The organism is Yinghuangia sp. YIM S10712 (assembly GCF_051388935.1).
Classification (GTDB): Bacteria; Actinomycetota; Actinomycetes; order Streptomycetales; family Streptomycetaceae; genus Yinghuangia.
In genome coordinates, this window is the sequence record NZ_JBPKBI010000008.1 from 201,541 (window position 1) to 212,043 (window position 10,503).

Annotated in this window: 8 protein-coding genes; 5 read left to right on the forward strand and 3 right to left on the reverse strand. The window is 70.8% G+C overall.

Going from position 1 to position 10,503, the window contains the following annotated elements; all coding sequences use genetic code 11:
• Positions 1 to 87: 87 nt before the first annotated feature.
• Complete coding sequence (locus ACRX5W_RS18775) at positions 88 to 1,470, reverse strand: ABC transporter substrate-binding protein (protein WP_436789341.1); 1,383 nt, start codon at positions 1,468 to 1,470, stop codon at positions 88 to 90.
• Between the two features lie 841 nt (positions 1,471 to 2,311).
• On the opposite strand from ACRX5W_RS18775, the gene ACRX5W_RS18780 reads away from it, so the two are divergent.
• The 3 genes from ACRX5W_RS18780 (at position 2,312) to ACRX5W_RS18790 (ending at position 6,478) form a co-directional block, all read left to right on the forward strand.
• Positions 2,312 to 5,593: an SNF2-related protein gene (locus ACRX5W_RS18780; RefSeq protein WP_436789342.1), complete on the forward strand. Its 3,282-nt coding sequence runs from the start codon at positions 2,312 to 2,314 to the stop codon at positions 5,591 to 5,593.
• Positions 5,590 to 5,832: a hypothetical protein gene (locus tag ACRX5W_RS18785; RefSeq protein WP_436789343.1), complete on the forward strand. Its 243-nt coding sequence runs from the start codon at positions 5,590 to 5,592 to the stop codon at positions 5,830 to 5,832. The genes ACRX5W_RS18780 and ACRX5W_RS18785 overlap by 4 nt, the downstream gene beginning before the upstream one ends.
• A gap of 76 nt (positions 5,833 to 5,908) precedes the next feature.
• Positions 5,909 to 6,478, forward strand: a complete 570-nt coding sequence (locus tag ACRX5W_RS18790; protein WP_436789344.1) for an N-acetyltransferase family protein — start codon at positions 5,909 to 5,911, stop codon at positions 6,476 to 6,478.
• Between the two features lie 326 nt (positions 6,479 to 6,804).
• Here ACRX5W_RS18790 and ACRX5W_RS18795 read toward each other — a convergent pair whose 3' ends face one another.
• The gene (locus ACRX5W_RS18795) at positions 6,805 to 7,257 is read right to left on the reverse strand and encodes a nitroreductase family deazaflavin-dependent oxidoreductase (RefSeq protein WP_436789429.1); all 453 of its coding nucleotides are present in this window, start codon (positions 7,255 to 7,257) and stop codon (positions 6,805 to 6,807) included.
• Positions 7,258 to 7,472: 215 nt separating this feature from the next.
• Here ACRX5W_RS18795 and ACRX5W_RS18800 point away from each other — a divergent pair, with 215 nt between their 5' ends.
• Positions 7,473 to 8,186, forward strand: coding sequence for a TetR/AcrR family transcriptional regulator (locus tag ACRX5W_RS18800; protein ID WP_436789345.1), 714 nt, complete (start codon positions 7,473 to 7,475; stop codon positions 8,184 to 8,186).
• 442 nt (positions 8,187 to 8,628) lie between these two features.
• Here ACRX5W_RS18800 and ACRX5W_RS18805 read toward each other — a convergent pair whose 3' ends face one another.
• Complete coding sequence (locus ACRX5W_RS18805) at positions 8,629 to 9,555, reverse strand: LLM class F420-dependent oxidoreductase (protein ID WP_436789346.1); 927 nt, start codon at positions 9,553 to 9,555, stop codon at positions 8,629 to 8,631.
• Between the two features lie 355 nt (positions 9,556 to 9,910).
• On the opposite strand from ACRX5W_RS18805, the gene ACRX5W_RS18810 reads away from it, so the two are divergent.
• Positions 9,911 to 10,450, forward strand: a complete 540-nt coding sequence (locus ACRX5W_RS18810; protein ID WP_436789347.1) for a hypothetical protein — start codon at positions 9,911 to 9,913, stop codon at positions 10,448 to 10,450.
• Positions 10,451 to 10,503 lie beyond the last annotated feature (53 nt).

The following is a 10,503-nucleotide window of genomic DNA, read 5'->3' on the forward strand; positions in this document are numbered from 1 at the left end:
CCCACTGCGTTGCCAAGGGACCGGTGACGGTGCCGTTTTCCTCGGTGCGGCCGGTCCGGGCGGCTGCCGCGGACGGCGCCCGGACTACTACTTCACGTCGGCCATGCTCTTGCCGACGTCCGCGAGCGTGACCGGCTTGGTGTACGAGCCGGTCAGCTTCACTGCCGGGGCGTCGCAGCGGTAGGGCCCGTTGTCGGGCTTGAAGTCGGGGATCTTCCAGCCCTCGGCCGTGGCCTGGACGACGTTGAAGCAGGTGATCGGGGCATCGTTGGTCGACAGGTCGACCGGTGCCTGGAGCCCGCCGCCCGTCCACGCCTTCTCGGCGCGGGCGGCCTCGTACACACACTTGCGGGTGAGCTCGTCACCGCAGCTCGCCGCAGACTTGGCGAAGACCAGCCAGGACACGAACGCGCGCAGCACGGGCAGCGTCACCTTGGCGCCGGGGGCGTACTTCTGGAACAGGTCGACGACCTTCTGGGTCGCGGGACTGGCCGCGGCGTTCTCCAACGGGTTGATGCCGCTGAGGTCGGCGACGTTGTTCTGGGTGGAGATCACCTGGTCGCCGAGGAGTTCGATGAAGGCCGGGGTGTAAGCGTTGTTGTTGGCGTCGATCCAGTCGAGTTTGTGGCCGATGTTGGTCAACGCCTGTTCAAGCTTGGCGAGTTGGGCGTACTGGCCGTAGAAGACGAGCCCGCGGACGTTCTTGTTCTTGATGGTCTGGGCGTACGGCGTCCAGTCGGAGACGCCCGCCGCGGGGAAGAGGTCCTCGTAGACAACGGAACCGCCCGCGGCCTTGAGGCTCTCGACGACCTTCGCCCCGGTGATCTTCACCGACGGGGAGTCACCGACAATGATGCCGAGGCTGCTCCCCGACGCGGGGTGCGCTTCCTTGAGCAGCCAATGGTAGAAGCCGGCGTACGGGGCATAGCTGATGGCGCGGGCCTGCGTGCGTATCTGGAGGTCCGAGCCGTCGGCCTCGGCCTGCACGACCTGGGCGGCGAAGTCCGGCAGCAGGCACGACAGCCGCTCCTTGACACCCATGCCGTCAAGCGCGGCGCTGCCCCCGACGAGCGCGAAGTCCTCGCGGCACGCCTCGGCGATGCGCTGCCGGACCTCGACCATCTTGGTGTCATGGATGTTGGCGACGAGCTTGCGGCCGTTGATGCCGCCGGCGTCGTTGCACCACGACGTGAACACCTTGGCGGCGTCGAGGAATTCGGAGTTCTTCGTGAAGCCGACGTCGGACATGACGCCGACCTTGATCTCGTCGGCGGTGACGCCCTGGGCCGGCGACCCGGTCGCGCCGCCGGGCTGACAGACGCCTTTGAGGTCGCCGAAGTCGGCTGACACCGCGGTCGGTTGCGGAGTCGCCCCTGCTTGGTTTTCACTGTCCGAGTCGCCGCGATCGGCACAGCCGACGGCGAGCAATGCGACCACCGCGAGGGTGGTGACGGTTCTCCGCGATCTCACGGGCTGCCTCCTATGGCGTGGCGCCGGAACGGTTGGTTCCGGCGTGCAGGCGTACGCCCGTACGGCACAGGCCCCGAAACCCGGTGCCGGACGGAAGTCTTCGGGGGACCGTCGCCCGCAAAGGGCGCGCGAGGGCACCGGTGCCACCACGATGGGATCGGGGCGTCGGGCCGGTGCCGGGACGCTTCAACTCACAGGCAGCGGCCGGTCGTTCACGCGGCGGTCGGCGGCGGACCGGGCCCCGCGTCCGTAGATCGGACGGGTATCCTCGCCGAAAGGCCGCTCAAACGGGACTTCATGACGGGCTGTGTCTTCGGACTGCCGGCTGCCGCCGGGCCGGACCACTGCGGCCCCTTGGGCTGTTCGGCCATGCGGTGACCTCCAAGGAGCCGACAAAATGCGGACCCGGTAGGTGCCCGTGGTCCTCCCACGTTCGTTGCCCGTACGGATCTTCATCATGGCCACTCGCCACGAGCGAGTGAAATACCAAGACCTGATGGTGGTATGCCCGCTGACGATGGCTCGGGAAGCCGGCGTCTCGCGCCGGGTGCGGCCGGTTCGGCACTGTGCATGCCTGCGGCGTGCGGCGTCCCGATGGCACCGGAAGTGCGATGCGGCGACGCCACGGACGCGGGCGGTCGCCGTACGGAGCGAATTCCGGGCGCCGCGCGGGGAGCGGCAGCCAGGACCGTTCGGCGGTTCCTGGCGCGGCGAGGGTCCCACCGGGACCATGCCTCCGCACGTGTCGCACCGGCCGCCTAGGCTGCCGGTGCGGCCACCACATCCGGCGGCGGCTGTGACCGACGCGCTGCGGCGCGTGTTGTACGACGGAAAGGCCCCTGTGTTCGCTCTGCATGCTCTGTGGCAGACGAACCGGACGCTCGCGGTGTGGGGCGAGGACGCCCGGCCCGAGCCCGGCGGCGACGGACCCGCCGCGCGGGCCACGGGCGAGGCCGGCGCGGCACGTCCGCACCCCTACGCGTGTACGGCCGAGCTGGTCGGCGCGCTTCTGGCCGGCGTCGGCCCCGGGCTGGAATGGCTGGCCGGATGCGCCACCGTCGGGACGGTCGTGGTCGACCTGCCCACGCTGCGCGACGCCGTCCCGCAAAGCTCACCGGAACTGCCCGGTGAGCCGCTGCGCGGGCCGCGTCCCGACCTGGCCCTGCGCCCGTGGCGCGTTCCCGCACTGCTGTTCGACGCCGACCAGGCGGCGCAATTGCTCGGCGCTCTGTTCGAGCCCCGGCACGCCGTGTTGCGCACGGAGATCCCCGGCGAGGGCGCGGTCGATGTCCCCTACGGCGCCTCGCTGCGCTGGCTGACCGCGGTGCACGACCTCGCCTGGCGCATGGTCGGCCGAGGCCGGGTGCTGCCCTCCGTCGTGGTGGAGGGCGGGACCGCCCACGCGCGCTGGCTGCCGGCGCCGGCCGAGGACGACTGGCGGCTGATCCGCGAACTTGCCGCCGCGTGTCCGCCGGTGTGCCGTGCCGAGCACCGCGAGCGGTTCGCCGCCGTGACCGCGACCGCGCTGGTCGACGACCTCGTGGCCGCGCTCGTCGACCAGGAGGCCCGTGCCGTTTTCGACGGCCTGCCGTCGCTGCTGCCACAGGGACGTCCGCCGCGCCCGCCCGAGACCGCGGCCGAGCACTGGCTCGCGGCGCTCACCACCGCCTCCGGGTGGCTCGGCGCGACCGGTCCCGACGACGCCGAAGACCTCCGCGCAGCGCTCGCCGCCTGGCACGCCACCGAGCGGGCGCCGACCCGCCCGCTGCGCACCTGCTTCCGCCTGGTCGAACCCCTCGGCCCCGACCCCACCGACCGGTACGGCGGCACGACGGACGACAACTGGCGCGTAGACATCCTCCTGCAAGCCCCGGACGAACCGTCGCTCCTGGTCGACGCGTCGCGGGTGTGGGCCGCCGGGCCCGTTCTCAACGTCTTCGAACGCAAGCAGTACCAGCCGCAGGACGCACTCCTCGCCGACCTCGACCGGGCGTCCCGGAGCTGGCCCGCGCTCGCGGCCACGCTGCGCGAGGCCCACCCCTCGACCGTGCGCCTCGACCGCGCCGGCGCGGTCGCGTTCCTGCGCGACGCCGCGCCCGCCCTCACCGCATCCGGCTTCGGCGTTTTGCTGCCGGCATGGTGGCAGAACCCGCCCCGGCTCGGCCTGACACTGACGGCGCGCACCCGTACGCCGGGCCTCGTCACCGGAGGCAGCCTGCTCGACCAGGACGCGGTCGTCGCGTTCGAGTGGCAGGCGGCGCTCGGAGATGTCGTGCTCACCGTCGACGAGCTCCGGGAACTCGCGGCCACCACACAGCCCTTGGTGCGCATCCGGGGCCAGTGGACGGAGGCCGACCCCGGTGCGATCGCCGCCGCGGCGCGTTTCCTCGCACGCGGGGGCGCCGGCACGATGACGGCGGGAGAGGTGGTCAGGATCGCGGTCGACCCGGACCCGACGGTCGCCGGGCTCCCCGTCCGCCGTGTCGACGCCGATGCGTGGCTCGGCCAACTTCTGGCCGGGGCCGAGGAGTTGCGCTCCCAGCCGGTCCGGATCCCGGACACGTTCGCCGCCACACTGCGTCCCTACCAGCAACGTGGCCTGGAATGGCTGGCGTTCATGTCCCGGCTCGGCGTCGGCGCGGTCCTCGCCGACGACATGGGGCTTGGCAAAACCGTGCAGACACTCGCGTTGCTGAGCGCCGAACAAGCCGAAACGGGGCGCGCCGAAGCCGAGCACACCGAGACCGGACATGCCGAGGCCGGGCTTGCCGACGGTCGGGGCGAGGGGGCGGCTGCGTCACCCGCACCAACCGCCGTGCCCGGCCCGACCCTGGTCGTCTGCCCGATGTCCCTTGTGGGCAACTGGCTGCGCGAGGCCCAGCGCTTCGCCCCCCGGTTGCGGGTGCACGTCCACCACGGATCCGGGCGCCGCCGGACGGAGACCGAGTTCAGGGACGCGGTGGCAGGCGCCGATTTGGTGATCACCACGTACGAGACCGCGCAGCGCGATGTGGCGACGCTGCGTACCGTCACGTGGCGGCGGGTCGTCGCCGACGAGGCGCAGCAGATCAAGAACACCGCCACGCGCCAGTCGGGTGCCCTGCGTGCGCTGCCCGCGCGGCACCGCATCGCACTCACCGGGACCCCGGTCGAGAACCGCCTCGCGGACCTGCACGCCCTCCTCGACTTCACCAACCCGGGCCTGTTCGGCGACCCCGAACGGTTCAAGGCGGCGTACGCGATCGCCATCGAACGCAACGGCAGCACAAGGGCGTTGGCCGCACTGCGCCGCGTCGCCGCGCCGTTCGTGCTGCGCCGTCACAAGACCGACCCGGCGATCGCCGCCGACCTGCCCGTCAAGCAGGAGATGACCGTTCTGTGCACACTCACTCCCGAACAAGCCGGGCTGTACCGCGCGGTGGTCGCGGACATGGAGCACCGCGTGCGGCACACGGCCGGGATCGAGCGCCAGGGACTGATCCTGGCGACGCTCGGCAAGCTGAAGCAGATCTGCAACCATCCCGCGCAGTTCCTCCACGAGCGCGGCACACCGCTCGCCGCACGGTCCGGCAAGGTCGAACGCCTCGTGGCGACGCTGGAGGAGGCGGTCGCGGAAGGCGACAGGGCTTTGTGTTTCACACAGTACGCGCGTTTCGGTGCTCTTCTGAAGGACCACCTCGCCGAACGCCTCGGTGCCGAGGTGCTGTTCCTGCACGGCGGGGTCACCGGGCGGAACCGGGACCGGCTGATCGAACGTTTCCAGTCAGCCGACGGCCCGTCGATTTTCGTGCTGTCGCTGAAGGCGGGGGGTACCGGTCTCAACCTGACCGCGGCGAACCAGGTGATCCACGTCGATCGGTGGTGGAACCCGGCGGTCGAGGATCAGGCCACCGACCGCGCGTACCGTATCGGGCAGCAACAAACCGTGCAGGTACGCAAGTTCCTGTGCGTCGGCACGGTCGAGGAGCGCATCGACGCGGTGATCGCCGGCAAACGCGGCCTCGCGGCATCGGTGGTCGGCGGACCCGGGTACGGCATGCGGTCGGGAGAGCACTGGCTGACCGACTTGTCCGCCGACGCCCTGCGCGAGCTCGTCGCGCTGACCGAGGAGGCGGAGGCATGAACGGACCGGACGACAGCCGGAGGGCGGGAGCGGGCGGCGGAGACGTCGACGGCCCGCTCGACGCCCGCCTCGCCGATTTCTGGGGCGGAGGGCCGTTGCCGCTCGCCCCGGACACGCCGGCCGCCCCGGATCCCGCACTCGACCGGCTCGCTCCCGCACCGCCGGCACTGTCGGCCATTCGCGGCCGAAACCCGGCGGATCTGCTGCGTCCGGCCTACACCGCCATGACCTCACGGTGAGTCGCACGCGCGCACACGGCAGGATCGTGACCGGCCCGCGCACGTTGCGGGCCGGGATCAGTAAGGAGAGTTCCGCATGTCCGGCGAGTCCGTCCGCATACGGCCGACCCACCCCGACGACCTTGAGGCCATCGCCGCCATCTACGCCCACTACGTCCACAACAGCGTCGCGACCTTCGACGAGGTCCCGCCGTCGACCGAGGATTGGCGGGCCAAGGCGTACGACCTTTACGCGCGCCGCCTGCCGTTCCTGGTGGCCGAGGCGGACTGGCAGGTGGTCGGTTTCGCCTACGCGGCACCGTGGCGTCCCAAGCCGGCCTACCGGCACACCGCGGAGGACACCATCTACCTCCACCCGGACCACGGCGGCAAGGGACTGGGCAAGGCGCTGCTGACGACACTGCTGCCGCTGTGCGCCGACGCGGGCGTACGGCGACTGCTCGCGGTCATCGCCGACGGTTGCGACAACAACCCGTCGTCCCGGCTGCACAAATCCGTCGGCTTCACGGAGGCGGGGCGGCTGAACGGGGTCGGTCACAAGTTCGACCGCTGGATCGACACGGTCATCTACCAACTGGAGCTACAGCCCCGCGAGATGCCCGCGGTGGAGCAGCACCTGGCTGACACGTCCGCGGGCGCGGAGTAGGCCTCCGACCCGTTCGTACTTCGGGAGCACCGGGGGCACCCCGGGCGGAACGGCCTTGCACCACCCCGTGTTTGTCACGAGGCTGCCCTGTCGGCACCGCGAGTCGGCCGGGGTCTCCGCGTTGTCCGAGGACGACACCGTCGGCGATCCTTGAGCACAGCGAGCACGGGGCACCGGACACAACGCGCAAGTCACGGATCCGGCAAGGCTGTTGCGCCCGGCCCGCACGGCGGCACGGACACAACGGGCAAGTCAAGGATCCGGCAAAGCTGTTGCGCCCACCTCGCACGGCGCAAGCCGCCGCCCGTTCGAGCCGCTGCCGGGCATCAGGCCGTCGTGATGCGGAAGACCGGGTGGCCCGGGGCGATGCGGAGGAGGGTTTCGTCGTCGGCGGAGGCGTCGACGCCGTCGAAGAACACGCCGACCTCCCACTTCCACTTCTTCAGGTAGGCGCGCAGGATCTCCGGCTTCTCGGCGTCGGTGAGCTCGACGTAGGTGAACGCCCCCGCGCGGCTGCCGACGCGCAGTTCACCGCCGTCCGTGGCGCGCAGGTTGCGCACCCACTGGGTGACTCCGCGTGGGGCCACGAGGTACCGCTCGCCTTCGTGCGTCAGCAGATTGACCGGGGTGGTGCGCCATTCGCCCGACTTGCGGCCGCGTACCGCCAGAACGCGGCTGCCCGCGACGCTGAGGCCGCGGCGGGTGAGCCACGCGACGACGGCGTTGAAGATCTTGGTGGGACGGCCGGGCTGGATGTAGCGGATCTGGGGGTCGGTCATCGGGGTCTCCCAAGGGGCGGTCGTGGCGGCGGTGGCGTTCGCGGTGGTCGGCGCGGTGTTCGTCATCGTTGTTCCTCCGGCGCGGGGGCGTGAACCCTGTTCGGTTTCAAGAGCGCTGCTCTCGACTGAGAACAGCATGCACGGCTCGACCGCTCTCGCGCAAGAGCACTGCTCTCTTTTTCGTCCGGTGCTCGCGTTTCTGGCACACTGGCACCATGAACGCGAGCCGCACCGCCCGTGACCGGGCCCGGGCCGAGCTGACCCGGGAGATCAAGGAAGAAGCCCGCCGCCAGCTCGCCGTCGAGGGCGCGCAACGCCTGTCGCTGCGGGCCGTCGCCCGCGAGCTGGGGATGGTCTCGTCCGCGCTCTACCGCTACTTCCCGAGCCGGGACGACCTGCTGACACAGCTGATCATCGATGCGTACGACGGCATCGGCGCCGCCGTGGAAGCAGCCGGCGCCGACCTGCCGGCCATCGACGTACGCGGGCGCTGGTGCGCGAAATGCACCGCAGCCCGCACGTGGGCGCAGGAGCACCGGCACGAGTACGCCCTCATCTACGGCACGCCCGTCCCCGGGTACCAAGCCCCCCAGGACACCGTCGGCCATGCCTCCCGCGTGCCCGTCGCGCTGTTGACCACGGTGCGTGAGGCCCACGACCTGGGCCTTCTCGTCGACCGCACGACCGATCGCCCCGACAGCATGGCTCCCGAGCTCGTCGCCCAGGCCGGCCTCGTCGCCGAGGCGACCGGCGTCGACCTGCCGCCGGCCGCGACGGTCCGGACGGTCGTCGCCTGGTCGCAGCTCTCCGGGATGATCGGCTTCGAGCTCTTCGGCACCTTCGTCGGCACCTTCGACCCCGCCGATGCACTCTTCACCGAGGCCGTTGCCCGCATGGCTGACTTTCTCGGCCTCCCGCACGAACGGTGAGTGCGCCCGGGGTCGTCGCCACGGCCGGACGTGTGCCGACCGCATCACGGTTCAAGGCGGGCCCGGACCACGCTCTGACGTGCGGTCACCGTCCCGATCGGCGATTCCGCAGAACGCATCGTCGACCGACCCCAAAACAGAAGGCAAGTTGCCGACTTGATCGAGGCAGGGTGTCGATGACCATCTCGACCCGGGCCGGGCCCGAAGGTGGAGCCGCGTCAGGCCGGACTCAACTGCGAACAGGGGCGACTCGAACTCGCGTGGCGGCTGCCCCGTGCGAAGGCGCCGCCCAGCGGTGTTGATTCGTGGTGCCGACCGCCCGTCGGCACCACGACCCAGCGACGACACCCGGCCCGCAGACCGGAGCATGAGCTTCGGCCCCTGCGCCTTGCGATGCAGGGCACCGGACAACGAGAACCGGCAAACCTTTGTGGCCGCCGCACTAGTCGAGCTGACGCATGACCTCGGCGGCGATCAGTTCCAAGTGGTCGAGGTCCGACAGGTCCAGGACCTGGAGGTAGATCCGCGTCGCACCGACCTCCGCGTAGCGGCCGATCTTGTCGACGACCTCCGCCGGGGTGCCCGCGAGGCCGTTTTCGCGCAGCTCCTCGGGGGCCCGGCCGATCGCCGCCGCGCGGCGCGTGAACTCCGCCTCGTCGCGGCCCACGCATACGACGAGCGCGTTGGAGAAGACCATGCTGTCCGGGCGCCGTCCCGCGTCGGCCATGGCGTCGCGTACACGGCCGAACATCGTGGCGGTGTCCGTGGGAGACGCGAACGGCAGATTGAACTCGTCGGCGAACCGTGCCGCGAGTTTCGGCGTGCGCTTCGGCCCGTGGCCGCCGATGAGCACCGGGGGACGCGGCTGTTGCACGGGCTTGGGCAGCGCGGGGGAGTCGGCGAGCTGGTAATGCCTGCCGGTGAAGTCGAAGGTCTTGCCGACCGGTGTCTCCCACAGCCCCGTGATGATCGCCAGTTGCTCTTCGAGGCGGTCGAACTTGTCCTTCGGGAAGGGGATGCCGTACGCGGTGTGTTCGTCCTGGAACCACCCCGCCCCGAGGCCGAATTCGACGCGTCCGCCGGACATCGCGTCCACCTGTGCCACCTGGATCGCGAGGACTCCGGGCTGCCGGAACGTCGCCGCGGTCATCAGGGTGCCCAGACGTATCCGCTTCGTCTCCCGTGCGAGGCCGGCGAGGGTGATCCACGCGTCGGTCGGGCCGGGCAGCGGGTCCCCGCCGCCCATGCGCAGGTAGTGGTCGGAACGGAAGAACGCGTCGAATCCCAGATCCTCGGTCGCCTTCGCGACGGCGAGAAGGGTGTCGTAGCTCGCGCCCTGTTGCGGCTCGGTGAAGATGCGAAGATCCATACCGGCCATCCTCTCCCATCGCCGCGGTGGGACGAAGAACCGTCGAACGCCCGAGCGAATGTTCCGGTCGCTGTGCCGTCGTCGTGAGCACCCACAGCGCCCAGACGTGGAAGGGCGATGTCGGCGAGCGGCGTTCCAGGCGGGCAGTCAGGCTCACGAGGAGTGGGAGCGTACGCGGGACCACCGCCTCGCGGTCCGCGAAGGGCTCGCCACACCGGCTGACGTCGAACGCACGGACGACGTCAACTTCCGGATGCGGAAAGGCTGTTCGGTCGTCCGCGAGTACGCGGCCGGGATCCGTCCCCGGCCCGCGTACCCGTGACCGGCGGCCCCGAGACCTCTTAACCTCGGCTTTGTGAAGACCTCATCGCGCGCACTGCTGCTCCTCGACGTCGACGGTCCGCTGAATCCCTTTGACGTGCAACCGCGTTCGTGCCCCACGGGCTACGCGTCCCACATGCTCAAACCGCGCAACTGGATCGACATGCACGGTGGTGATCCCGAGCAGGCCCCGCTCCTGCGCGTCGACCTGAACCCCGCGCACGGCCCCGCCCTGACCGCGCTGCCGTTCGAACTCGTGTGGGCGACGTCGTGGATGGACGAGGCGAACGCCATGATCGGCCCGGTCGTCGGTCTGCCGCGCCTGCCTTACATCGACTGGGGCGAGGGTTTGTTCGCCCGAGACCCCGACGGCCTGCACTGGAAGACGCGCGCGTTGGTCGCGTACGCGGCGGGCCGGCCGTTCGTGTGGGTGGACGACGAACCGGGGGACCGCGACCGGGAATGGGTCGCCGAACACCATGGGGGCCCCGCGCTGTTGCACACGGTGTCGGCGGAACGTGGGTTGGACGAAGAGGATTTCGCGGTGCTGCGGGAGTGGGCGGCAGGACTGTGACAAATGGCGGCGGGGGGGGGGGGGGGGGGGGGGGGGGGGGGGGGGGGGGGGGG

Bases quoted from the DNA above. Each gene is read 5' to 3' on its own strand.
- ACRX5W_RS18795 (WP_436789429.1), bottom strand. From the start codon at position 7,257: ATGACCGACCCCCAGATCCGCTACATCCAGCCCGGCCGTCCCACCAAG.
- ACRX5W_RS18785 (WP_436789343.1), top strand. From the start codon at position 5,590: ATGAACGGACCGGACGACAGCCGGAGGGCGGGAGCGGGCGGCGGAGAC.
- ACRX5W_RS18800 (WP_436789345.1), top strand. From the start codon at position 7,473: ATGAACGCGAGCCGCACCGCCCGTGACCGGGCCCGGGCCGAGCTGACC.
- ACRX5W_RS18790 (WP_436789344.1), top strand. From the start codon at position 5,909: ATGTCCGGCGAGTCCGTCCGCATACGGCCGACCCACCCCGACGACCTT.
- ACRX5W_RS18805 (WP_436789346.1), bottom strand. From the start codon at position 9,555: ATGGATCTTCGCATCTTCACCGAGCCGCAACAGGGCGCGAGCTACGAC.